Genomic DNA, 23759 nt, shown 5'->3' with positions numbered 1-23759 from the left:
CGCGCAGTTCACTCCCGAGTGGGGGCCGAGCGCTGGAGTGACCGGCGCGGCCCGGGATCTCTCTGGGTCCGCGCCGCCTTCAGGCGCGCAGCGCCGGCAGCGCCACCGACGGGTCCGGCGAGTCGATCTCGCGCGCGAGGCGGTGGCCGCTGAAGATGGCCTCGGCCAGATCCTGCGGCGCCGCGCAGTCGCCGATGCGGTACAGCGCCTGGATGCCCTCCTGCGCCCGCCGTTCGGGCATCGCGTCGAGCTCGAGGTAGAGCGCGTCGTCGGACGCCCGCCGCGTCATGAGCACGATGGCGTCGCACGCGATCTCGGTCTCGCTGAACGTCTCGTCGAGGAACACCGCCCCCGAGCCGGACACCGCCGCGAGGATGAGCGAGGGTCGCAGCCGGCCGCCGGCGGCGAGGATCTCGCCGCGCAGGGCGAACGAGACGCCGTCCTGGTGCGCGCGGTTGGCGATGTCGGCGAACGGGCTGACGAGCTCGACCTCGTGCCCGCGCTCCTGCAGGTACTGCGTCGTCCCGAGTGCCATCTGGTCGGCCTGGCAGTCGTAGACGAGGACCCGCCGGCCGGGCACCGGCTTGCCCTGGAGGATCACCTGCTCGGGGGTGAGGACGTGGTCGAGGGACGCGTCGGCGCCGGGCACGGGCGTGTTCGTGAACGGGTCCGTGGCGACCGTCGCCCACGGCGCGCCGGTCGCGACGATGACGATCGCGCCGCCGTAGTCGAGCACGCCCTCGGCGTCCAGGCGCGTGTTCGGCGCGATCTGCACCTCGCGCAGGTGCTCGGCCAGCCACTCCCGGTGCTCGATGACCCGGCCCCACGGGTTGAAGCCGGGGAGCTTGGCGAACCAGCGCATGTGGCCGCCGACCTGCCGCTCGGCCTCGACGAGGTGGACCTGCTCGAAGCCGCGCCGGGCCAGCACCGTCGCGCACTCCAGTCCGGCAGGCCCGCCGCCGACGACGAGCACGGGGCGGTCGGCGTTCGCGGCGCGCGTGAACTGCTCGGGGTGCCAGCCGCGGCGGTACTCCTCGCCGGCCGTCGCGTTCTGACTGCAGCCGAACGTGTACTGCACCTCGCTGTAGGCGCAGTGGTTGGAGCCGATGCACTCGCGCACCCGGCCGAACTCGCCCGCGGCGATCTTGCGCGGCAGGAACGGGTCGGCGATGCCCGGCCGTGCGGCGCCGATGAAGTCCAGGTCGCCCGAGGTGATGGTCCGCAGCATGAGGTCGACGTCGGTGAAGCGGCCCGAGCCGACGACCGGCTTGTCCGTGGCCTCCTTCGCACGCCGGCTCCACTGCAGCGACGCGCCCTCCTCGTACAGGCGCGACGGGGTGAGGTCGCGGTCGGAGTTGGCCAGGCCGCCGATGGCGATGTCCCACAGGTCGACGAGGTGGTCGGCCATCCGCATGGTGGCCAGGGCCTCCTCGATCTCGAGGCCGCCGGGGCCGAGCGCCTCGATCGCGAAGCGCACGGCGATCGCCGTGTCGTCGCCGATCTCCGCGCGGATGCGCTCGAGCAGCTCGAGCAGGAACCGCGCACGGTTCTCGAGCGGGCCGCCGTACTCGTCGGTGCGCTGGTTGTAGTACGGGGCGAGGAACTGCATCGGCTGACCGCTGTGCGCGCAGTGGACGTACACGACGTCGTAGCCGGCGGCGCGCGCGCGGCGGGCGGCGGCGACCCACTCGTCCTGCACGCGGCGGATGTCGCCGCGGGTCATGGTCTGACCGACCGCCGTGCTGAAGAACATCGCGTCGCTCTGCATCTGCGACACGGCCAGCGGCGGCATGCGCCACGTGCGCGGGCTCGCGATCCCCCCGTAGTGGACGAGCTCGATGCCGGCCAGGGCGCCGAACTCGTGGATCGCGTCCGCGATCGGCGCGATCGCGCGGGCGTCGGCATCGTCGAAGATCTCGAGACCGTCGATCATGTCGGCGACGCCCTCCCGCGCGATCATCGCCTCGCCGGTGCAGACGACGCCCCAGCCGCCCTCCGCGCGCGTCCGGCGGTGCTCCAGTTCGAGGTTGAGCTCGTGCATGCTCCATCCGCCGGCGTAGGGGACGCTGTAGAAGCGGTTGGGCGCGGTCTTCGGGCCGATCCGCAGCGGCGTGAATAGGGGCGCGTAGCGATCTTCCACCTGCGCGCGGAGCTCGTCGTGCGTGAACGGGCCCATGTTCCAGCGGTGCGGTTCGGTCACGGCGGCTCCTCCGTCCAAGCGGTCCACGATGTCACGATAATCGGTGCCACCGGGCGTTCGATCCCGGTTGGTGGGCGCGATGGTAGATTATCGGCGCAAGCTGTTCAAATATCGAACGTCCGAGGAGGAGCATTGTCCGTCGACTCGCCGCCGGCCGGCCATCCCCAGGTTCCCCGCCTGCCCGAGCGCGGGCTGTACATCGACGGCACGTGGCGCGACGCCGGGGACGGCGCGACGTTCGAGGTGCTCAACCCGGCGACGGAGCAGGTCGTCACGACGGTGGCCAGCGCGTCGGCCGCCGACGTCGACGCGGCCGTGCAGGCCGCCCGCCGCCAGTTCGACGGCGGCGAGTGGTCGCGGATGTCCGGCTCCGAGCGCGGGCGCCTGCTCAACCGGATCGCCGACCTCATCGAGGCCGACACCGAGCGTCTCGCTGCGCTCGAGGCGATCGACGTCGGCAAGCCGGTCGCCGACCCCGCCGCCATCGACATCCCGCTGGCCGCCGACACGTTCCGCCACTTCGCCGGCTGGGCCGACAAGGTCCACGGCAGCACGGTGCCGGTGCCCGACTACTTCGACCGTCCCCGCTTCTCCTACACGCTGCGCGAGCCGGTCGGCGTGGTCGGCGCGATCACGCCGTGGAACGCCCCGACGATGATCGCCTCCTGGAAGATCGCCCCGGCGCTCGCGGTCGGCTGCACGGTCGTCGTCAAGCCGCCGGAGGACGCGTCGCTGTCCACGCTGCGCCTGGCCGAGCTGATGGCCGAGGCCGGCGTGCCGGCCGGCGTCGTCAACGTCGTCTGCGGCACCGGTGCGGGGGCGGGAGCCGCGCTCGTCCGTCACCCCGGCGTGGACAAGATCTCGTTCACCGGCAGCCCCGAGGTGGGCGCCGAGATCTCCCGTGAGACGGGCCCGGCGTTCAAGCGCGTCACGCTCGAGCTGGGCGGCAAGTCGCCGCAGATCATCCTGGCCGACGCCGACCTCGACGCGCTGATGCCGATCGCCGCCGCGTCGCTGTTCGCCAACCAGGGCGAGATCTGCGCGGCCGGCACCCGCGTGCTCGTGCACGAGAGCGTCCGCGACGACGTCGTCGCCGGGCTGGCCGAGCAGGCCCGCGCCGTGCAGGTCGGAGACCCGTTCGCCGAGGGGACGACGATGGGCGCGCTCATCAACCGCCGCCAGATGGACCGCGTGCTCGGCTACATCGACGCGGGCCGCGACGAGGGCGCCGAGCTCGTCGCGGGCGGCGGCCGCCTCGACCGCCCCGGCTACTTCGTCGAGCCGACCGTGTTCGTCGGCACCAACGACCTGACGATCGCGCGCGAGGAGATCTTCGGCCCGGTGGGCACGGTCATCCCGTTCGGCGAGGTCGACGAGGCCGTTGCGCTCGCCAACGACAGCCGCTACGGCCTGGCCGCCGTCGTCTGGACGAAGGACCTCTCGCTCGCCCACCAGGCCGCGCGGGCGCTTCGCGTCGGCGCGGTGTGGATCAACGGCTGGGGCGCGCCGGACCCGCGGCTGCCGTGGGGCGGCACGAAGATCAGCGGCATCGGCCGCGAGCTCGGCCTCGCCGGCATCCACGGCTCCACCGAGGAGAAGGTCGTCTCGGTCATTCTCTGACCGCGACGCCCTCGGAAACGTTCAACCGCAACGCGAAGGACCCATGAGACTCGCCACCTACCTCCAGGCCGGGCAGGAGCGCTTCGGCGCCGTCGCCGGCGACACGGTCATCGACCTCAACCGCGCTTCGGCCGCCCTGGCGCGCTGCGCCGGGCACGCCGCCGCCGAGGCCGCCGCCGACGCCGCGGTCGGCGCCGACGTCCTGCAGTTCCTCGAGCTGGACGCCCCCGCCGTCGCGGCGGCGGCCGAGGCGGTCGCGCACGTCAAGGCGCTCGACCGCGCCGAAGCCCGCGCCGGCCTGCTCGTCACCGACCTGTCGGCCGTCAAGCTTCTGCCGCCCGTCCCGCGGCCGCCGAAGATCATCTGCGTGGCGCGCAACTACGCCGAGCACGCCAAGGAGGCGGGGCTGGAGATCTCGCCGATCCCGATCGTCTTCGCCCGCTTCGCCAAGACGCTCGTCGCCCAGGGCGATCCGGTCGTGCGCCCGTCGGTCTCCGACGAGTTCGACTGGGAGGGCGAGCTGGCGATCGTCATCGGCAAGGGCGGCCACCGGATCTCGCGCGAGAACGCGATGGAGCACATCGCCGGCTACTCGGTCTTCAACGACGTGACCGTGCGCGACTACCAGTTCCGCGTGACGCAGTACACGTCGGGCAAGAACTTCAGCGCGTCGGGGCCGTTCGGCCCGTTCCTCGTGCTGCCCGACGAGGTGGCGGACCCGCACAAGCTCGACCTGCGCACCGAGGTCAATGGGGTCGTCAAGCAGACCGGCAACACCTCCGACATGATCTACGACCTGCCGACGATCATCGAGCACGTGTCCGAGTGGATCGAGCTCGAGCCGGGCGACGTCATCCCCACGGGGACGCCGTCCGGGGTCGGCTTCAAGCGCAACCCGCCGGAGTTCCTCAAGCCGGGCGACACCGTGAGCGTCACCGTCGAGGGGCTCGGCACGCTGACCAACCCGGTCGTGGACGAGGAGTCCCAGAGATGAGACCCCGCGGGTCCTCACACACGACGGTGTCGACCCTGAAGGAGGCCTATCCGTGAGCCAGGAGATGTTCGAGAAGGGGCTGGAGATCCGCCGCGAGGTGGTGGGAGCCGAGTACGTCGACCGGTCGCTGGCGCAGGCCGACGACTTCTCGCGGGACTTCCAGCACCTCGTCACCGAGTACTGCTGGGGCGCGGCGTGGGGGCGCGACGCGCTGACCCGCCGCGACCGCAGCCTGCTGAACCTCGTGATGCTCGGCGCGCTGAACCGCTCGCACGAGTTCAAGCTGCACCTGCGCGGCGCGCTGCGCAACGGGTGCACGAAGGACGAGATCCAGGACACGCTGATCCAGCTGGCGATCTACGCCGGGATCCCGGCCGGGGTGGAGGCGTTCCGGCTGGCGCGTGAGGTCTTCGACGCCGTCGAGGCCGAGGAGGGCGGCGCGGCCTGAGATCAGCGCGCGGCGACGTGCGCGCCCGACAGCGCCCGCGACAGCCCGGCCGACGACTCCAGGAGCGCGTCGGTGTGCTCGGTCAGGTTGTTCGCGCGCGTGACCGGCACGAGGATCGCCAGGCTGGCCACGGCGACGCCGGTGTCGTCGAGCACGGGGACGGCGAGGCCGTGGACGCCTTGCTGGAGCTCGTCGTGCGAGAGCGAGTAGCCGAGCTGGCGCACGCCCTCGAGCTGGCGGCGGATGCCGTCGGCGTTGTCGAGCTTGCGGGTGATGCGGTCGACGACCTGGGGGCTGAGGAACGCGAGGATGGCCCGGCCGCTGGCCCCCTGGACGAGCGTGTGGCGCGAGCCGATCTCGTGCTCGACGCGCACGATGTTGCGGTCGGACACGACCTGGTCGAGCACGACGGCGTCCTCGCCGTCGGGGATGTGCATGACGACGGTCTCGCCGACCAGGTCGCTGAGCTCGCGCATCACCCGCCGGCCCTGCGAGCGCAGCTCGGGCTGCACGTGGTCGGCGATGCGCACGAGGATGGCGCCGGGCACGTAGCCGTTCTCCTGGCGCGTGATGAACCCGCGCTGGTGCAGCGTCGAGAGCAGGCGGTGCACGACCGTGCGGTTCATGCCCAGCGACCGGGCCAGGACGGCCGGGGTGACCGGGCCGCTCTCGCCGACCTCCAGCAGGACCGTCAGCGCCTGATCGGCGGTCTTGGAGATCTCGGCCACGGCGCGGACGATACCGGCAGCCTGCGACGGCTCCCGACCGGATGCGGCCGTTTGACGGATGCCGGCGAGAGATATACCGTTAGACGAACAACGATGCTCGCAAATCGAACGCAGCTTTGGAGGGAGACATGACCCAGACCGCCGAGGCGACCCGTGACTGGGCGCACTGGACGGAGCCGCAGTGGGTCGAGGTCGACGGATTGCGGACCGCGTACCGGCGCAAGGGCCGGGGCGAGCCGCTGCTCTACCTCCACGGCGCCGGTCTCACCCGCTCGTGGCTGCCGCTCTACGAGGAGCTCAGCACGCGCTTCGACGTCATCGTGCCCGAGCATCCAGGCTTCGGCGACACCGCGATGCCCGGCTGGCTGCGCGGCATGGACGACCTCGTGCTGCACTACGACGGCTTCCTGCGCGCGCTCGGCATCGAGGACGCTCACCTCGCCGGCCACTCGCTCGGCGGCTGGATCGCGGCGTACCTCGCGATCTTCTACCCGGAGCGCTTCCGTTCCCTCTCGCTCGTCACACCGGCCGGCCTGCGCGTCCCCGAGGCGCCGATGACCGACCCGTTCCGGATGGGTCCCGAGATGGCGATGGAGATCCTGCTCAGCGGCGCGCCGCCCGAGAAGTACCTCGAGTACTTCCAGCAGGGCGACGAGATCGAGAACACGATCCAGGTCTACAGCGAGTCGATCGCGTTCGCGCGGCTCATGTGGAACCCGCGCTACGACGTCAAGCTCGACCACCGCCTGGGGCGCATCGGGATCCCGACGCTGGTGGTGGGCGCCGACGACGACCGCCTGATCCCCGCCCGCCACGCCGAGCGCTGGGCCGAGCTCATCCCGGGCGCACAGCGCACCGTGGTCGCGGGCGAGCCGGGCGAGCCGACCGGCCACCTGCTGATCGTCCAGCGGCCCGCGCAGCTCGCCGAGGCGATCGCCGGGCACGCCGGCGCCGTCTGATCAGTAGCCGATGGTGAAGCGCCGGCCGCGGTGGCGCGGCCGCTCGAGCTCGTCGACCGCCGCGACCGCGTAGTCGGGGATCGTGATGCGGCTCTCGCCGGCGTCGTCGACGACCAGCGCGTCGCCGCCCGTGCGATACGTGCCCGAGCGCTCGCCCGGCTCGATGACGTGGGCGGGGCTGAGGTAGGTCCAGTCGACCGCGTCGCCGGCCTCGCGAAAGACCTCGAGGGCGCGGCCCTGCGCGTGGGAGCTCGGCTTCCACGCGTCGGGGAAGCCCGGCTGGGACGACACCGTGCCGCCGGCCGGGTGCTCCAGGCTGCCCGCGCCGCCTACGACCAACAGGCGGGCGCGGCCGCCGGCGCTGACCCCGTCGACGAGGGCGCGCGCCGCGTCGACGACGACCTCCGGGCGGCCCTCGGCGGCCCCGCCGACCGCGCTGACGACCGCGTCGCAGTCGGCGGCGACCTGCGCCACGCACGCCGCGTCCGTGACGTCGCCGGTCACGATGGTGAGACGCTCGTGGCGGCCCTTCACGCGCGACGGCTCGCGCGCGACCGCGACGACCGCGTGACCGCGCGCGAGCGCCTCGGCCGCGATCGCGCTGCCGATCGATCCGCTTGCGCCGAAGATCGCGATCCGCAGAGGCTGGGTCGCGGTCATCGGGCGTCCGCGACGTGGCCGGTGCGGACGTCGATGCGGTCGCCGTCGGGCATGACCGCCTCGGGATGGGCGGGCAGCGTGCGGCCCATGAGGTCGGCGCCGAGCTGCGCGTGGGTGGGGACCGGTCGCGGGTCCTCGCGCGCCCAGACCGGCGCGCCGCCCGGCGGACGGAAGCGCGGGATGACCTGCTCGGCCATCAGCGTCATGGACTTGCGGATCATCCAGTTGGGCATCGCCCCGTTGTCGGCGATGACGATGACGCGTCCCGCACCCAGCTGCGTGACGATGTCGTCGAGCTGCTCGCAGACCGTGTCGGGCGAGCCGATGACGCCCCAGCCCTCGTCGACGATCTCCTCGTAGGTCATGTCGCCGATGTCGCGGTTGCGGTAGCCGCCTCCCGTCAGGAAGCCGCGCAGCGACTGCGGGCTGAAGTGCCCGGGCGGGAACGCGTCGTAGGCGTTCGCGCGGATCATGTTCTGAAAGACCCAGCGCAGGTGGGGCTCGGCCTCCAGCCGCGCCTGCTGGTCGGTCTCGGCGACGTGGACGAACAGCACCGAGACGATCTGGTTGGGGTCGGGCGTGTAGCCGAACTCCTCCTCGGCCACCTTGCGGAAGGCGGTCACGTTGCGCAGCAGCGCCTTCTTCGGCGAGAACAGCGTCTGGTACGTGTAGTGGTGCCGGGCGCAGCGCTCGAACGTGACGCGCGAGCCGGCGGCCGGGACCCAGATCTCCGGGTACGGCTGCTGGACCGGACGCGGCCACAGGTTGGCGTAGGGCACGTGGAAGAACTCGCCCTGCCACTCGAACGGCCCCGGTTCCGTGAAGGCCTTGACCATGAGGTCGTGGGCCTCCCAGTGACGGTCGCGCGCGTACGCGGGGTTCATGCCGCCGGCTGCGTGCCAGTTCTGGCCGTGGCCCATCGGCAGCCCGACGATGAGGCGCCCGCCGCTCATCGTGTCGAGCAGCGCGATGTCCTCGGCCGCCCGCATGGGGGAGAGGTACGTGTTGAGGATCGGGCCGAGCGCCACGATCTTGATCCGCTGCGTCCGCGCCGCGAGCCAGGCGGCCGGCAGCATCGAGCTCGGCGTGACGCCGATCGGCCCGCCCATCTGTGTCGTCGTGCACAGGCCGTCGAAGCCGAGCTTCTCGCCGAACTCGAGGGTGTCGAGGTAGGAGTCCACAACCCACTGGCCCTTGCGGGGGTCGTAGAGCTCGTTCGGCGCGTCGATGTAGAGCGACCGGCGTGGCGTGTCGTCGACGTGTGGAACGTCCGGGTAGGACCCGAAGTTGAACAGATAGAACTCGAGATCGGGCATGCGGACGTCAGCTCCTGCGCTGCGGGATGAACTCGTGCGACCCTACCATAGGCTCAACTATCGGTCTTGACAATACCGATTATCGGAAGCCATACGGTCAGTGGTCGGCGAGGACGGCGGCCCACTCGAACTGCACCAACTCGACGAGCGACCCCCACTCCTCGAAGAGCGGCGTCCTGCTCGTGTCGGCCAAAGCCTCCTCGGCGGCGGCCTTCGAGGTCCAGAGCCACAGGTCCACCCAGGTCCCTCCCTCCTCGGGCCTCAGCAGCCGGCAGCTGACGAACGCGGGGAAGTTGTCGCGGTAGGACTGCACGAGGTCGTCGCGGATCTCGAGCAGCCGCGCCTCGGCGGCGGCGTCCTTCGGGCGAACGCGAACGATCTCGGCGTACAGGTCGTCGGCCATGGCTCTCCTCGGTCTAGGGAGCGCCATCGTACCCATAGCCGGACGCCTATGTGCGATAAACGTGCGACGATCAGCCGGTGGTCCAGCCCGCCCCGCCGCGCTCCGCACATCCGAACCTGCTGCTCGCGCTGCTGCTGCTGACGCAGTTCCTGGTGGTCCTGCTCGACGTCGACGCGACGCTCGCGCTCCCGGCCATCCAGCGCGACCTCGGGTTCTCCGGCGCCGACCTCCAGTGGGTGCAGACTGCGTACATGATCGGCTTCGGCGGCTTCCTCCTGCTCGCGGGCCGGGCCGCCGACCTGTTCGGCCGGCGGCGGGTGCTCGTCGCCGGACTGGCGGTCTTCACCGCCGCCTCCGTGGGCTGCGGCCTCGCGCCGACGGCGGTGACGCTGGTCGCCGGCCGCGCGGCCCAGGGCTTCGGCTCCGCGCTCGCCGCGGCCGCCGCGCTGTCGATCATCACCGTGACGTTCACCCGCGGGGCCGGGCGCGACCGGGCGCTGGGCCTCCTCGGACTGGTCTCCGGCGTCGCGGCGACGCTGGGGCTGCTCGTCGGTGGAGTGGTGACGGAGCTCATGGGGTGGCGCTGGGTCTTCCTGATCATGGTCCCGGTGAGCGCCGCCGCCGCGCTGGCCACGCTGCGCGTCGTCCCGGCGCATCCGGGCACGCGCGGCGACGGGCCGCTCGACGTCGTCGGGGCGGTCGCGGCGTCGCTGGCCGTCGCGCTGATCGTCGTGAGCGTGGCCGAGTCGGGCAGCGCCGGGTGGGGCTCGGCCGCCGTCCTGGGCCCGCTCGCCGGCGCCCTCGTCCTCGCCGCCGCGTTCGCCGCTTGGGAGCGGCGCGTGCGCGCGCCCATCCTGCCGCCGCACATCCTGCGCCTGCGCAACGTCGTCGGGGGCAACCTGGCGACGCTCGTCTTCGGGGCGCTGCTGCTCGGCATCCTCGCGCTGCTGTCCGTGTTCCTGCAGGAGGCGCGCGGGCTATCGCCGATCGAGTGCGGGCTGTGGATGCTGCCCACCGGCCTTGGCTCGTTGACCCTGTCGGTCGCGGCGTCGCGCCTCGTCGGACGCTTCGGCTTTCGCAGGATGCTCGCGGGGGCCCTCGGGCTCACCGCCGCCGGGTCTGCGGGGCTGTCCGCGGTGGGCGCCGACGGGTCGCTGTGGCTCGTCTACCTGCCGGCCGCCGCGGCGTTCGGCATCGGGATCTGCTTCTCGGAGGTCTCGAGCGTCATCACCACGAGCGACGACCTTGGCCACGGTGCTGAGGCCGGCCTGTCGTCCGGGCTGTGGAGCACGAGCACGCAGGTCGGCGGCGCGATCGGTCTCGGGATCCTCGCCACGGTGATGGCGCACGCATCGGACGAGCCGGGGGCGGCCGGGGTGGCCGCGGGCTTCCGCGACGCCGCGCTGCTCGGCGCAGGCATCGGCGCCGTGGGCGTGCTGGTCGTCCTGGCGGTCGTGCGCGACCGCGCACCGGCGCGGTGCGGCTCGCCGATCAGCTCGGCCCGAGGCGGGTGACCGGGCGCTCCGGGTGCACGCTGCGGCGCCCGGTGACGTCACGACGAGACCGGCCTGGCGGCGGCTGCCGACTCAAGCGGCTGCTGCGCTCCTGACCGAGCCGGCCCGTCGCGGATCGCGGCACCACGGGCTGTCCCCGCGGTGACGCCGCGGTTGACGCCGCGGAGTGCCCACGCGCTTGCGCGGTGCGCACGGCGTGGCTACTCTTCGCACGCAACGTGCGAATAACGAACGGATGGCTCCGGTGGGCGGAGCGTCCGGGGAGGAGGCGAGGAGCGATATGGGCAACGATGGAGTCGGGACGGGACGGCGGGCGCGCCGGCGGAGCGCGTGCGCGGCCATGGCGGTGACTGCCGTGGCCCTACTGATCGGGGCATGCGGTTCCAGCGACGACGGCGGCGCCTCGTCGACCGCGGCGCCCGCCGGCACCGGCGTGTCGACCGCGGCGACGGCGACGGCGACGACCGCCGGCGGCAAGCCGGTGAACGTCGCGTTCCTCGTCTACACCTACGCGGACTTCCACCAGGCCCAGAAGGACGGCATCGAGAGCGTCGTCTCCAAGGACGGGGGCCGGGTGCAGGTGTTCAGCGCGAACTTCGACCCCCAGAAGCAGCTCAAGCAGTGCCAGGACGCGGTCTCCAGCGGGCGCTTCGACGCCATCATCCTCGAGGCCGTCGAGGGCCCCACGGGCGTCCCGTGCGTCGCGGCGGCCAAGCAGGCCGACATCCCGGTCGTGGCGCTCGACATCGCGGTGGGCAAGGACCCGGAGAAGATCGAGCCGCAGACCGACGGCGTCGTCGCCAGCATCGTCCAGACGCCGACCGCGAACGCGAAGAACCTCGTCGACATCACCAAGGAGGCGTGCAAGGGCGTCGACCCGTGCAAGGTGATCGCGGAGGTCGCGACGCCGAGCGACCACTTCACGAACCTCGGCGTGGACACCGTGGCCAAGGAGGCGGGACCGAACGTGCAGATCGAGCAGAAGGTCGTCGGCCAGTACGACCCGAGCGTCATCGCGAAAGCGTTCCCTGACGCGCTGAGCGCGCATCCGGATGCCACCGTGTTCCTCTCGGCTGCCGACACGCAGGCGCTGGCCGTCGTGCCCGCCGTCAAGCAGGCGGGCAAGCAGGACGAGGTCAAGCTGCTGGGCAACGGCGGAAGCCGCCTCGGCATCAAGGGCGTCGAGGATGGCACGCTGTTCGCGACCGCGGGCAACTGGCCGTTCCAGGAGGCCGTGGCCGCGGCGAAGGCGGCAACGCAGGCGGTCAACGGCGAGACGGTGGACCCGACCGGCGTCGACGCCCTGGCGATCGACGAGCCGAGGATCATCACCAAGGCGAACGTCGCCGAGTTCACGCCCGAGTGGGGCGCGGAGTAGCGGCAGGACGACCGGATCGAGCGCGCTCGCCGGCGCAGGCCGACGCCGTGCGGTTGGTGGGCCTCCCGCAACCGTTGCACCCGAACGGCACGACGTCCCCGGGAGACCGGCTACAGCATCGCGTCGGTGAGCGCGCGCGAGATCCGATCGGCGGCATCCACGACGCGCGGCGCGCACTCCGGGCCCAGCGGCGCCAGGCTCACCACCGCGACGCTGGCCTCGGGCGGGGCGGCGCCGACGCGGATCGGCGCCGCCAGACCGACGGCGCCGCTCTGCAGCTCGCCCTCCGTCTGCACGTACCCGCGGCGGCGGGCGGCGGCCACGTCGGGCGGCTCGTTCGGCTGCGGTGCATGGCCAGCGAGGATCGCCTTGCCGGACGCGCCCATCGTCAGGGGATGGCGCGTCCCGGTCCGGTAGGCGACGTGCATGACCGTGTTCTGCGGCTCGACGACGGCGATGCAGATCGCCTCGCCGCCATCGGCGACGCTCAACGTGGCGGTCGCCTCGACGTCTCGCGCGAGCGTCTCGAGCTCGGGCATCGCGGCGGTGCGCAGCTCCGAGAATGCTCCCCGGGCGAGCCGGACGACGCCGGTCCACAGCCGGACGCGACCGCCGTCGGAGCGGGCGACCAGCCCGCGGCTGGTGAGCGTGGTCACGAGGCGGTAGACGACCGCGCGATGGACGCCCAGCGCCGTCGCGAGCTCCGTGACCGTGAGCCCGTGCGGGGCGTCGGCCAGGAGCTCCAGGATGTGCAGCCCGCGGTCCAGCGTCTGAGCGCCCGCGCTCAGGGCGGGGCGGGCGGTATCGGACGGGGTCATGGGCACGGTGGCGTCGCCGCCCTCGGACCGGTCTCGGGGCGCATCCGGCAAAGCCTAGGTCCGTCACCGGCGCCCGCGCTCCGGGCCCATCGCGTGCGTGGTATGTCGTAGCTCACAGCCCGGAGTATGAGACATCTGCACGCATAGCGCACATAACCCAGACAGGAGACCAACGTGACGACACGCGACCAAGGGACCGGACCGGGCGGCCAGCGAACCCGGCGCGCGGAGCCACATCACGTGGAGGTGGACGGGCTCCACACCGCGTACCGCCGGAGCGGATCCGGCGAGCCGGTGCTCTACCTCCACGGCGCCGCGCCGTACCTCACGCGCGGCTGGCTGCCGTTCCACGAGCACCTCTCTGAGTCGGTCGACCTCGTCGTGCCCGAGCACCCGGGCTTCGGCGACACGCCGCTGCCGCCGACCCTCACCGGATTCGCCGACGTGGTGCTCCACTACGACGCGTTCCTGCGCGCGCTCGACGTCGATCGCCCGCATGTCGTCGGCCACGCGCTCGGGGGATGGATCGCCATGGAGCTCGCGATCACCTACCCGGAGCGGTTCAGCAGCCTCACGCTCGTCGCGCCGGCGGGCCTGCGGCTGCCCGGCGTGCCCCAGCCCGATCTCTTCCGGCTCACCGCTCGCGAGCAGCTGGACGTCCTCCTGAACGGCCGCGCCGATCGCTACGAGCACCTGCTCGTTCTCGACGGCGAACCCGATGACACGCTGCGCGCCTACGCGGAGTCGGTCACGCACGCGCGGCTCGCGTGGAACCCCCGCTACGACGTCAAGCTCGACGAACGCCTCGGACGGGTGCGCATCCCGACGCTGGTCGTCCGGCCCGACGAGGACCGCGCCATCCCGGTGGAGGCCGCGCAGCGCGCGGTCGAGCTCATCCCGAACGCCCGGCTCGAGACGGTCTCCGGGCCACCGGACGCGCCGACGGGCCACCTGCTTCTCCTGCAAGAGCCGCGCGCCCTGGCCGAGCACATCGCCGGGCACGTGGCCGCCCATCCGCGAAACGAGGTCATCGCATGACGCGCTTGGAGTTCTGGGCCCTGTTCAACGGCCCGTACCCGGAGGTCCCCTGGGCCGGCCATCGTCGGTCGAACTACATCGACCTGCCGCAGGAGGAGATCTACGACGACGCCGTCGCCCAGCGCGTCCTCGAGGAGCAGCTCGAGTCGATGGTCGTCGCCGAGGAGATGGGGTTCGACGGCGTCCTGCTCACCGAGCAGCACGGCGGCCCCATCGGGCTGGTCGGCAACGCGCTCACGGCCATGATGTGGGCGGCGGCTCGCACCAGCCGGATCCAGCTGGGTGCGGTCGGGCCCATCGCCAACGCCTACCTCACGCCGGTCCGGCTGGCCGAGGAGATCGCGCTCGTCGACATCATGTCCAAGGGCCGGCTGGTGGTGGGCCTGCCGATGGGGATCGGCATGCAGTACCACGCATACGGCGTCATGAACCCGGCGTTCGCGCGCGAGCGCTGGAACGAGGCGCACGAGCTGCTGGTCAAGGCGATGACCGAGCCGGGGCCGTTCGAGTGGGCGGGACGCCACTTCCACGTGCCGCACGTCAACCTGTGGCCGCGTCCGCTCCAGAAGCCGCACCCCCCGATCTGGATCCCGGCGGTCGGCTCGCGCGAGACGCTCGAGCTCGTCGCACGGCACCGTTACGTGTACCAGTGCGTCCTCACGGGGCGGGCGACCCTCCTGCGCAACCTCGAGCTGTTCCGGGAGCTCTGCCGCGCGGAGGGCTACGAGCCCGAGCCGCAGCAGGTGACGATGGTCAACACCGTCTACGTGGCCGAGACCGATGCCGCCGCGCGGCGCGAGGCCGAGCCCCACGTCCTCTGGCAGTATCAGAACTTCTTCAACTCGCCGTTCCCGGACGCATTCCCGCCCGGGCACGTCAGCCAGGCGTCGCTGGCGGGGATGATGCGCGGGGGCTACCGCAGCTCCGATCCGGCCGACGCGACCTGGGAGCAGCTCGAACGCGAGTGGGGCATCGTCGCCGGATCGCCGGACACCGTCGTCGAGCGCCTGGGCGAGATCGCCGAGGCGACCGGCGCGGGGCGCTTCCTGATCGACGTCAACCCCGGTCCCATGCCGCGCTGGCAGATGCTGAAGAACATGTCGCTGCTCGCCGAGGAGGTCATCCCGCGCCTGCGCGGCGGCCGTCCCGTGTGGGCCGACCGGCCGCTGCCCGGCGCGGAGACGTGGTCCGAGCGGGCCGAGCGCGGCCGGCAGCCGGCCGTCGCGCCGAGCGCCCGGATCGACGGCGAGCTCGTCGACCCGCGCCGCGCGGTCGCGGCCGGCGGCTGACCGTCATCTCCGGCCGCCGCATGCCCGGGTCGCCACGAGGGGAGGGCGACCCGGGCGAGGCGGCTCAACCGCGACGGATCGCCGAGATGTCGGCTGTGCCGGCGAGGTCGGGCGCCGTCCAGCCATGGAGGTCGTAGTCGCCCATGCAGCGGTCGACCAGCTCCCGCCACTCGGCGAGCGCCCCGTACTCCTCCGCGCCCCACAGGCAGCGGAGGTGGTTGAGTTCCGGCGGGCCGAAGTAGTTGAGCTCGTAGAGCTCGTGCCGCCCTCCGAACTCGCTGCCGATCGCGTCCCAGAACAGCTTCATCGTCTTCGAGCGCTCCTCGGCGGTGATGCCGCCGGTGCCGCGCATGAAGCGATCCATGTACTGGCGCATCTCCGGCGTGTCGAAGTCGACCGCGTTCGAGTTCAGGTAGATCAGGCCCGACGAGACCGTCGTCTGCACGATCTCCTTCACCCGGCGGTAGAGCGTCGGGGCGATCGCCGCGTACGCCGCCATGACCTCGCCGTTGGGCACGAGCGACTTGCCGCCGTTGTGCGGTAGGGCGGACTCGATGCCGCCGTCGACGAGGCCGGCGACGATGTTGCGGTTCGCGATGATCTCGCCGAAGGCGGCCTGGATGCCGCGGGCATCGCCGCCGCCCTTGATGTCGAGCGCCTTGCTCATGAGGCCGGCGAGGAACTCGAGCTTGACGGTCATGCGCGTCGCGGCCTGCAGGAGCGCCCGCGACTCCCAGCCGGACTCGGCGTCGAACGCGTTCATCCGGTCGATGTCGTAGACGAGGACGCTCTCCCATGGGATCTCGGCGCGGTCGAAGACGATGATCGAGTCGTTCTCGTCGAGGCGGCTGGAGAGCGGGTAGTCGAATGGGCTCGCGGAGCGACCGGCGACCAGCTCGTAGGAGGCCCGGGAGAGGAACTTCACGCCGGGCGCGTTGGTGGGCGCCATGAAGATGAGCGCGTACTCCTTCTTGCGCATCGGCAGCCCGAAGTGCGAGATGAAGACGTGGTGGGTCAGCGGCGAGCCGGTGGCGACGACCTTGGCGCCGCTGACGATCAGGCCGTTGTCGGTCTCGTCCTCGACGTGGACGTAGACATCGGAGACCTCGTCGGGCGGCCGGTGGCGGTCGACCGGCGGCTGCATGATCGCGTGCCCGAGGTAGAGGATCCGCTCCTGGCCGTCGCGGTACCAGGCGCGTGCGTTGCCGGCGTACCCGCCGTACCAGTCCGGGTCGGCGCCCAGGGAGCCGAGCAGTGCGGCCTTGTAGTCCGGCGTGCGGCCCATCCAACCGAATGTCAGCTCGGCCCAGACGCGGACGGCGTCCCGGGAGGCGCGCAGGTCATCGCGCGTGTGCGCGACCTTGAAGAGCGGGTGCGTGAAGCCGCCGTTGCCGGTGTCGGTGGGCGCGGTCAGGCGGTCGCGGTACTGCGGGTCGTGCATTGCGTCGTAGAGGCGCGCGATCGACCGGGCGGAGTTGCGAAACGCGGGATGCGTGGTGACGTCGTCGACCCGCTCGCCGTAGATCCACACCTCGCGGCCGTCGCGCAGGCTCTCGAGGTACTCGTCGCCGGTGAACGGCAGCTGTCGTTGGGTCGTCGTGGACGCCGCCGGCTCGTCGAACTGTGTCATCTCTCCGTCCTCGGTCGAAGCTGGGGCTGCCCGCGGTCAGCCACGGGCTTGCGAACAACGGTGTCGCGATATCGCACCGCACGATCCGCTATCAGCAGCAACTGCCGACGCTGGCTCGCGCTGCGCGCAAAGGCGACACCCGCGCACTATTATGCGTCTACGAATAGCGAACGTCAATACCGATATTCAGCAATCGACCGACGACCGTGTGCGTCTTGGCCGGGGAGGATCGCGGGCGACGATCTGGCGGGGAGTGCGAGTAGCGTGGGCGCCATGGCCTCAACGGCGCGGCGGCGACGACGCCATGATCCCGAGCGTCGCGACCGGATCGCGCGCGCGGCGATCGCCGTCGTGGCGCGCGATGGCATCGATGGCCTGACCCATCGTGCCGTCGCCAGGCAAGCCGACGTGCCGCTCGGGTCGACCACGTATCACTTCGCAGGCAAGGACGATCTGCTCAACAGCGCGGTCGAGCTCGCGCAGTCCGCGGACCGCGAGATGCTCGCTCAGGCGCTCGAGCGGTTCGGCCCGCACGAGGACCTCGCGGGCGCGCTGGCGCAGCTGATCGAGCACCTGACCGTCCACGATCGCGAGCGGCTGCTGTTCGACTACGAGCTCTTCCTGGCGGCGCGCCAGCGCCCGGCGCTCGCGGCGAGCGCGCGGCGCTGGGTCGACGACACCGAGGCGCTCATCGGCCGCTTCACGGACGCGCGGACGGCCCGGGTGCTCATCCACATGGTCGAGGGCATGTTGGCGGAGTCCGTGGTGCTGCACGAGCCGATGCCGGCGCACAGCATCGAGCCGGACTTCCGGCGGGTGCTCGCCGGCTGATCTGAGCCCGTCCCGCCCTCCGCTTGCATCGGCGCCACCGACGGCGTACGCTGCCGGGCCACCTGTTGTGTACGCAGCGTACATATGAGTGAGCGGCGCTGATACGGCCGCGCGAGCGGAGGAGAGCAGACCGCATGAGCCTCAGCAGCGAGCAGGAGCCGCGCCGGCCCGACGACAGCGGTTCGTCGCCTGTAGCACGTCCGTACACCGGCGACGAGTACCTCGAGAGCCTGCGCGACGGCCGCGAGGTCTGGATCTACGGCGAACGGGTCGACGACGTCACCGCGCATCCCGCCTTTCGCAACGGCGCGCGCTCCGTGGCTCGGCTCTACGACGCGCTGCACGATGAGAGCCGGCGCGCTGTGTTGACGGGCCCCACCGACACGGGCAACGGCGGGTTCACGCACCCGTTCTTCCGCACGCCGCGCAGCAAGGACGACCTGCGTGCGTCGCGCGCCGCGATCCGCGCCTGGCAGCAGATGGGCTACGGGTTCATGGGGCGCACGCCCGACTACAAGGCGTCGTTTCTCGGCACCCTCGGGGCCAACTCGGCGTTCTACGAGGACTACGAGGCCAACGCCGAGCGCTGGTATCGCATGGCCCAGGAGCGGGTCATGTACCTCGACCATGCGATCGTCCATCCGCCCGTCGATCGGCACCTGTCGCCCGACGAGGTGCCGGACGTCTACATGCACGTCGACGAGGAGACTGATGCGGGACTCATCGTCAGCGGCGCCAAGATGGTGGCGACCAACGCGGCGCTGACGCAGGCGAACTTCGTCGCCCACTACGGCGCCCCGGTGCGCAAGGACGCGTTCGGCCTCGTGTTCGCGGTGGGCATGGACACCCCGGGCGTCAAGCTCGTCGCGCGCCAGTCCTACGAGTTCCAGGCGGCGACCGTGGGAAGCCCCTTCGACTACCCGCTGTCCAGCCGCCTCGACGAGAACGACTCCGTGCTGATCCTCGAGCGGGCGCTCGTCCCGTGGGAGGACGTCTTCTGCTACGGCGCCGAGGTCGCGAACGCCTGGATGCAGGGCTCTGGGTTCGTCGAGCGCCTCGCCTTCCAGGCGGTCGTGCGCTTCACGGTCAAGCTCGAGTTCCTCGCCGGCCTGTTCGCCCGGGCGCAGGCGGTCAACGGGACCGAGACGACGGCAGCCGGTCAGGAGGCGCTGGGGGAGCTGCTGATGTGGCGCAACCTCTTTGCCGGGCTGACCGACGGTATGATCGAGAACGCCCACCCGTGGGCCGGCGACGCCGTGCAGCCGGACGGGTCGTATGGCGTGGTGTACCTGCACATGGCGTCGCAGGCATATGTCCGCATCCGCCAGCTCATCGAGGAGACCGTCGGGTCGAACCTGATCTATCTCAACTCCAACGCCGCCGACTTCCACAACGAGCAGCTGCGCCCGGTCCTCGATCGGTTCTATCGCGGGTCGCACGGCATGGCGGCGCCCGACCGGGTCAAGACGATGAAGCTGCTCTGGGACGCGATCGGCTCGGAGTTCGGCAGCCGCCACGAGCTCTACGAGCTCAACTACGGCGCGCCGCGCCGCACCAACCGCATGCGGTCGCTCTGGGGCGCGCAGGCGAGCGGTCTCCTGGAGCACTGCCAGGAGATGGTCGAAGGCTGCATGACCGAGTACGACCTCGACGGCTGGACCGCCGGCGATCTCGTCGATCCGGGTGACGTGAGCGTCGTCCGGCGCCGCGTCACGGGCTAATCCAGCCTCACTTCGAGCCGGTCGTCCCGCTCGCGCACCTCGAGCAGGGTGAGCGGGATCTCGGCCGGCTCGAGAGCCACCGACCCGTCGGCCAGGCGGAACTCGGCGCCGTGGCAGTTGCAGACGATCACCCCGTCTTCGGCGACGACCTCGGCGTAGTCGGTGAACGCGCACTCCGCGTGGGTGCACCTGTCCGCGAACACGCGCCAGGCGCCCTGGTGGCGAACCGCGACCAGTGCGCGGTCACCGGCGCGGGCCCCGAGCACCTCGTCGTCGCTCGGCTCGTCCAGCAGCTCAAGCTCGGTCCAGTGGTCGGTCATCGGACGATCCTGTTCTCATTCCGGGTTGACGGCGTCGTCTGCACCTGGAATGGTGTTGTAGTAGGAAACGATCGTTCATCCTGGTGAACACAAGGACCGACCCATGCGCTCGACCGTCAACTGGATCGACGACATCACGCCGGACAGCCTCCACGCCGACCCGTACCCCGCGTACGCCCGGCTTCGCGACGAGGCGCCGGTCGCCTGGCTGCCCTGGGCGAACGCCTGGCTCGTCACCCGCTGGGACGAGTGCTGGACGGCCGGCACCGACACGGACCGCTTCGCTTCCGCCGCCAACCACCCGACGCTCAACCGCGTCTTCGGTGAGCCGAACATCCTCGCCACGAGCGGCGACGAGCACCGCGACCTGCGCGACGGCGTCGACCCGCTGCTGCGCCCGCGCGCGGTCAACGGCTATATCGACGATCTGGTCCGGCCGGTGGCCCTCGAGCGCCTCTCCGCGCTCGAGGGCCGCGGCGAGGCCGAGCTGATGAGCGAGTTCTTCGAGCCGGTGAGCGTGCGCGGCCTCGGCGACCTGCTCGGCCTCGGCGTCGACGACGACACGCTGCGACGCTGGTTCCATGAGCTCAACGTCGGGATCTCGAGCTCGGAGCTCGATCCGGCCAAGCTCGCCCGCGCCGACGCGGTGACGACGGAGATCGAGGAGCGCATCGTGCCGCTGCTCGAGCGGCTCACACGCGAGCCGGACGAGAGCATGCTCTCGCACATGCTCCATGGCGGGCGCCCCGAGGGCGACCCTCGCACGCCCGCCCAGGTGCTCCCGTCGCTGAAGGTGATCCTGCTCGGCGGCATGCAGGAGCCGGGCCATGCCGCCGGCTCCACGATGCTCGGCCTGCTCGGCCGCTCCGACGACCAACTGGCCCGCGTGGCCGCCGACGTCTCGCTCGTGCCCACGGCGGTCACCGAGGGGCTGCGCTGGATCGCGCCGATCGGCTGGACCGAGCGCCAGGCCGCATGCGACCTCGAGCTCGACGGCGTGTCGATCCCCGAGGGCGATGTCGTCGAGATCGTGTTGTCGTCGGCCAACCGCGACCCGGCCCGCTTCGAGCGTCCCGACGAGTTCGACATCGACCGGCCCCGGCAGTCGCACATGTCCTTCGGCAACGGCGAGCACTTCTGCTCGGGGCACTACTTCTCGCGCCAGCTCGAGCGCATCGCGCTCGAGGAGCTCCTGCCCGCGCTGCCCGGCCTGCGCCTGGACCCCGATCGCGAGCCGGTCGTCACCGGCTTCGCGTTCCGCGCCCCCAAGCAGCTGTACGTCCGCTGGGACGCGTGATGGCGGAGGCCGCCGCCCTCGGCTCCGCCGCCACGAACGTCGCCACGAACGTCCGCGTCCTGCGCGCCCGCCACGGCATGAGCCTGGGGCAGCTGGCCGCCCGGGCCGGCATGTCGAAGGGCACGCTGTCCAAGCTGGAGACCGGCGCGGCCAACCCGACCCTCGACACGCTCGCCACGCTGGCGGCCGCGCTCGCCGTCCCGCTGCCCGAGCTGTTCGCCGCGTCGCTGGTCGGCATCGAGGTCGTCCGCGCCCATGAGGGGCTCGACATCGGCGACGACGCCGGCCCGGCGCGGCTGGTCAACGTGATGTCGCGCGACCGCCTCCTCGTGGAGGTCCACGACCTCACGCTGCCGGCGGGCCACGCCGAGGTGTCGGCCACGCATGGCGAGGGGTCGTGGGAGCACGTGATCGTGCGCTCGGGGCGGATCGCCGCCGGGCCGATCGACCAGCAGGCCGAGCTCGCCGAGGGCGACTACGCCGTCTACCCGGGCGACCGTCCGCACCGCTGGGAGGGCCTCGGCCCCGGGACCGCGCGCGTCTGGGCCGTCCTCACCGTCGCACACCACGAGAGGAACTCATGACCGAACCCACCCTCGCCACCGACGTCATCCCGCTCTCCGAGCAGTTCGACAACCACGACGCGTACCGGCCGGAGCCCACGGACGCACTCGCCGGCCGGAGGCTCGCGCTGCACATGAAGGACGGCTCGGTGATCGACGTGCGCTTCGACAGCGAGGCGCAGCTGACGTGGAGCAGCGATGTCGAGCAGCTCTGGGGCCTGTCCGGCACCGATGACTATGAGGCGATCGAGCTGCGCCCCGACCTGTATCTGGTGGTGATCGGGCGCCTGGAGGAGCGCACGAGCCTGCTCGCCGTCCTCGACCTCGCGCACGCGCGCGCGATCCTCAACCTCACGCGGCTCGTCGACGACGGCGACGGCGTTCGCGAGGTGACGACCTTCGGCCAGGCCGGCGTGGGCGGGCCGATCGGCGAGCGCTTCGAGCGCACGCATGAGCTCGTCGGCAGGCGCGTCCATCACCGCTACAGCGACACCCACGCGTTCGAGCACATCTACCTCAGCCACCGCACCTACGCCTACCAGGGGCTCGAGGGCCCCGAGGCGGGCATCGCCGACGTCGACTACACCGACGCCTACAAACTCGCCGACCGCCTGTACCTGTTCTCCTGGCACGAGCGCGCACAGCCGTTCAACGGGGCCATCACGCTCGATCTCGAGGCGGGCCGGGCGACCGGCCGCCTGTTCGGCTGGGAGAAGGAGACCGGCCGCGCCCTGCAGATCCGCACCGGCTCCATCGCCACGCTGCTCAACGAGACCACCTACGAGGGACTGTGAGGACCCCATGAGCACCACCGCCCCCGCCGCCCGCACGGCACGTACCGTCGCGCGCGCCGAGCCCGTCGGCAGCCTGCTGCGCAACCCGCAGATCACCGCGCAGATCGACAAGATCTTCGAGGGATCCAACACGTACGTCCGGCCGCTCGTGCTCGACACCCGCGCGGAGCGCATCGCCGAGCTCAACCGGCTCGCCGACGCGGCCTCGCGTGCGGCGGTGCAGCGCCAGATCGACGCCGGCCTCGACGTCGTCACCGACGGCGAGCTGCGGCGCAGCACGTTCATCGGCAGCTTCTACGACTCCGTCGACGGGCTCGCGCAGCCCGGGAGCCGGTTGATCGCCGAGAACGAGCAGGGCGATGTCTACGAGAACTTCGGCGAGCCGGTGTTCGCCGATCGCATCCGCAAGGCGTACGCGCCCGCCGCCGAGGAGGCCGCGTTCATGCGCTCGGTCGCGGGCGGCTTCCCGTTCAAGATCACGCTGCCCGCGCCCTCGTACTTCCTGACGGACTTCATCGAGCTGGGCGGCGGTGCGTACTCGACGCACGCGGCGTTGCTCGAGGACGTGGTCGCGATCACCAGGCGCCTCGTCGACGAGACGATCGCCGCCGGCGCGCGCTGGATCCAGTTCGACTTCCCGCTCTACCCGGCGCTGGTCGCCGAGTCGACCAGCAGCCTCGGCTCGATGATCGAGCTTGCCCGCGGTGAAGGGGAGACCGAGCAGACGCTGCTCGACAAGGCGCTGGCCGCCGACGCCGCGGTGGCGAAGGGCATCCCCGACGACGTCACCGTCGCGCTGCACCTGTGCCGCGGCAACTTCGAGGGCGGCTTCTGGAGTGGCTCGCTGGCCCCGATCGCCGAGCGCATCTTCACCGAGCTGCCGCACGAGCGGTTCCTGTTCGAGTGGGAGGACATCGGCCGCGAGGGCGACTACTCCCCGATCAAGCACGTGCCCAAGGACCGGATCATGGCGATGGGCGTCGTCTCCACCAAGACGCCGGAGCTCGAGGACGAGGACGAGATCGTGCGTCGCATCGAGGCGGCCGCCGAGCATCTGTCGATCGAGCAGCTGGCGATCTGTCCGCAGTGCGGGTTCGCCAGCATCTACGGCGACCACCTCGTCAGCGCCGAGGATGCCCAGTGGCGCAAGCTCGAGCTGATCGGCCGCGTGGCCGACCGCGTCTGGGGCCGCTGACGCCGGCGGGCTCGAGACCCGCGTGCGCCGGGCCGGTGCCGGC

22 protein-coding genes are annotated in these 23759 nt (G+C 71.6%); 14 read left to right on the top strand and 8 right to left on the bottom strand.

Annotated features, from left to right (window positions below; all coding sequences use genetic code 11):
* Positions 1-79: 79 nt before the first annotated feature.
* Entirely contained in the window at positions 80-2200 is a 2121-nt protein-coding gene (locus DSM104329_RS18790) for an oxidoreductase (RefSeq protein WP_259311383.1), read from the bottom strand.
* 132 nt (positions 2201-2332) lie between these two features.
* Between DSM104329_RS18790 and DSM104329_RS18785 the strand changes: the two genes are divergently transcribed.
* From DSM104329_RS18785 to DSM104329_RS18775, 3 genes are read left to right on the top strand one after another with little or no spacing between them, the layout of a single operon-like run.
* Positions 2333-3820: an aldehyde dehydrogenase family protein gene (locus DSM104329_RS18785; protein ID WP_259311382.1), complete on the top strand. Its 1488-nt coding sequence runs from the start codon at positions 2333-2335 to the stop codon at positions 3818-3820.
* A gap of 43 nt (positions 3821-3863) precedes the next feature.
* Positions 3864-4814 carry a fumarylacetoacetate hydrolase family protein gene (locus DSM104329_RS18780; RefSeq protein ID WP_259311381.1) on the top strand — a complete coding sequence of 317 codons (951 nt, stop codon included), beginning with the start codon at positions 3864-3866 and terminating at the stop codon, positions 4812-4814.
* Positions 4815-4866: 52 nt separating this feature from the next.
* Entirely contained in the window at positions 4867-5262 is a 396-nt protein-coding gene (locus tag DSM104329_RS18775; RefSeq protein WP_259311380.1) for a carboxymuconolactone decarboxylase family protein, read from the top strand.
* A gap of 2 nt (positions 5263-5264) precedes the next feature.
* On the opposite strand, the gene DSM104329_RS18770 is transcribed toward DSM104329_RS18775, so the two are convergent.
* A complete protein-coding gene (locus DSM104329_RS18770; protein WP_259311379.1) occupies positions 5265-5990 on the bottom strand; it encodes an IclR family transcriptional regulator in 726 nt (241 codons plus the stop codon).
* Between the two features lie 128 nt (positions 5991-6118).
* Here DSM104329_RS18770 and DSM104329_RS18765 point away from each other — a divergent pair, with 128 nt between their 5' ends.
* A complete protein-coding gene (locus DSM104329_RS18765; protein WP_259311378.1) occupies positions 6119-6949 on the top strand; it encodes an alpha/beta fold hydrolase in 831 nt (276 codons plus the stop codon).
* On the opposite strand, the gene DSM104329_RS18760 is transcribed toward DSM104329_RS18765, so the two are convergent.
* From DSM104329_RS18760 to DSM104329_RS18750, 3 genes are all read right to left on the bottom strand, one after another.
* On the bottom strand, positions 6950-7609 hold the full coding sequence (locus DSM104329_RS18760) for an NAD(P)-dependent oxidoreductase (RefSeq protein WP_259311377.1): 660 nt from the start codon (positions 7607-7609) through the stop codon (positions 6950-6952). It lies immediately after the preceding gene.
* Complete coding sequence (locus tag DSM104329_RS18755; protein ID WP_259311376.1) at positions 7606-8925, bottom strand: LLM class flavin-dependent oxidoreductase; 1320 nt, start codon at positions 8923-8925, stop codon at positions 7606-7608. The genes DSM104329_RS18760 and DSM104329_RS18755 overlap by 4 nt, the downstream gene beginning before the upstream one ends.
* A 97-nt stretch (positions 8926-9022) precedes the next feature.
* The gene (locus DSM104329_RS18750; RefSeq protein WP_259311375.1) at positions 9023-9328 is read right to left on the bottom strand and encodes a hypothetical protein; all 306 of its coding nucleotides are present in this window, start codon (positions 9326-9328) and stop codon (positions 9023-9025) included.
* 77 nt (positions 9329-9405) lie between these two features.
* Here DSM104329_RS18750 and DSM104329_RS18745 point away from each other — a divergent pair, with 77 nt between their 5' ends.
* Positions 9406-10842 carry an MFS transporter gene (locus DSM104329_RS18745; RefSeq protein WP_259311374.1) on the top strand — a complete coding sequence of 479 codons (1437 nt, stop codon included), beginning with the start codon at positions 9406-9408 and terminating at the stop codon, positions 10840-10842.
* 340 nt (positions 10843-11182) lie between these two features.
* Positions 11183-12220, top strand: coding sequence for a sugar ABC transporter substrate-binding protein (locus DSM104329_RS18740; protein ID WP_259311373.1), 1038 nt, complete (start codon positions 11183-11185; stop codon positions 12218-12220).
* Between the two features lie 110 nt (positions 12221-12330).
* Here DSM104329_RS18740 and DSM104329_RS18735 read toward each other — a convergent pair whose 3' ends face one another.
* Positions 12331-13038, bottom strand: coding sequence for an IclR family transcriptional regulator (locus DSM104329_RS18735; RefSeq protein ID WP_259311372.1), 708 nt, complete (start codon positions 13036-13038; stop codon positions 12331-12333).
* A 240-nt stretch (positions 13039-13278) separates the two neighbouring features.
* Here DSM104329_RS18735 and DSM104329_RS18730 point away from each other — a divergent pair, with 240 nt between their 5' ends.
* Positions 13279-14076 (top strand): alpha/beta fold hydrolase, encoded by a 798-nt coding sequence (locus DSM104329_RS18730; protein WP_259311371.1) that lies wholly within the window; start codon positions 13279-13281, stop codon positions 14074-14076.
* Entirely contained in the window at positions 14073-15365 is a 1293-nt protein-coding gene (locus DSM104329_RS18725; protein WP_259311370.1) for an LLM class flavin-dependent oxidoreductase, read from the top strand. Before DSM104329_RS18730 ends, DSM104329_RS18725 begins: the two co-directional genes overlap by 4 nt.
* 64 nt (positions 15366-15429) lie before the next feature.
* On the opposite strand, the gene DSM104329_RS18720 is transcribed toward DSM104329_RS18725, so the two are convergent.
* The gene (locus tag DSM104329_RS18720) at positions 15430-16995 is read right to left on the bottom strand and encodes a 4-hydroxyphenylacetate 3-hydroxylase N-terminal domain-containing protein (RefSeq protein WP_259311369.1); all 1566 of its coding nucleotides are present in this window, start codon (positions 16993-16995) and stop codon (positions 15430-15432) included.
* Between the two features lie 273 nt (positions 16996-17268).
* Here DSM104329_RS18720 and DSM104329_RS18715 point away from each other — a divergent pair, with 273 nt between their 5' ends.
* Together DSM104329_RS18715 and DSM104329_RS18710 are read left to right on the top strand one after the other, a co-directional pair.
* On the top strand, positions 17269-17826 hold the full coding sequence (locus tag DSM104329_RS18715) for a TetR/AcrR family transcriptional regulator (RefSeq protein ID WP_259311368.1): 558 nt from the start codon (positions 17269-17271) through the stop codon (positions 17824-17826).
* Positions 17827-17960: 134 nt separating this feature from the next.
* Positions 17961-19547 carry a 4-hydroxyphenylacetate 3-hydroxylase family protein gene (locus DSM104329_RS18710; RefSeq protein WP_259311367.1) on the top strand — a complete coding sequence of 529 codons (1587 nt, stop codon included), beginning with the start codon at positions 17961-17963 and terminating at the stop codon, positions 19545-19547.
* Here DSM104329_RS18710 and DSM104329_RS18705 read toward each other — a convergent pair.
* Positions 19544-19867 carry a Rieske (2Fe-2S) protein gene (locus tag DSM104329_RS18705; protein ID WP_259311366.1) on the bottom strand — a complete coding sequence of 108 codons (324 nt, stop codon included), beginning with the start codon at positions 19865-19867 and terminating at the stop codon, positions 19544-19546. The two genes, DSM104329_RS18710 and DSM104329_RS18705, sit on opposite strands and share 4 nt — an antisense overlap.
* A 103-nt stretch (positions 19868-19970) precedes the next feature.
* On the opposite strand from DSM104329_RS18705, the gene DSM104329_RS18700 reads away from it, so the two are divergent.
* From DSM104329_RS18700 to DSM104329_RS18685, 4 genes are read left to right on the top strand one after another with little or no spacing between them, the layout of a single operon-like run.
* Entirely contained in the window at positions 19971-21164 is a 1194-nt protein-coding gene (locus tag DSM104329_RS18700) for a cytochrome P450 (RefSeq protein WP_259311365.1), read from the top strand.
* Entirely contained in the window at positions 21164-21748 is a 585-nt protein-coding gene (locus tag DSM104329_RS18695; RefSeq protein WP_259311364.1) for a helix-turn-helix domain-containing protein, read from the top strand. Before DSM104329_RS18700 ends, DSM104329_RS18695 begins: the two co-directional genes overlap by 1 nt.
* A complete protein-coding gene (locus DSM104329_RS18690; protein WP_259311363.1) occupies positions 21745-22521 on the top strand; it encodes a molybdenum cofactor biosynthesis F family protein in 777 nt (258 codons plus the stop codon). Before DSM104329_RS18695 ends, DSM104329_RS18690 begins: the two co-directional genes overlap by 4 nt.
* A 7-nt stretch (positions 22522-22528) precedes the next feature.
* A complete protein-coding gene (locus DSM104329_RS18685; RefSeq protein WP_259311362.1) occupies positions 22529-23716 on the top strand; it encodes a uroporphyrinogen decarboxylase/cobalamine-independent methonine synthase family protein in 1188 nt (395 codons plus the stop codon).
* The last annotated feature ends 43 nt before the right edge of the window (positions 23717-23759 follow it).

The sequence above is a fragment of the Capillimicrobium parvum genome (genome assembly GCF_021172045.1).
Lineage (GTDB): Bacteria > Actinomycetota > Thermoleophilia > Solirubrobacterales > Solirubrobacteraceae > Capillimicrobium > Capillimicrobium parvum.
Note: the sequence above shows the minus strand (reverse complement) of the source record. Positions and strands in the feature narration are given on the sequence as shown.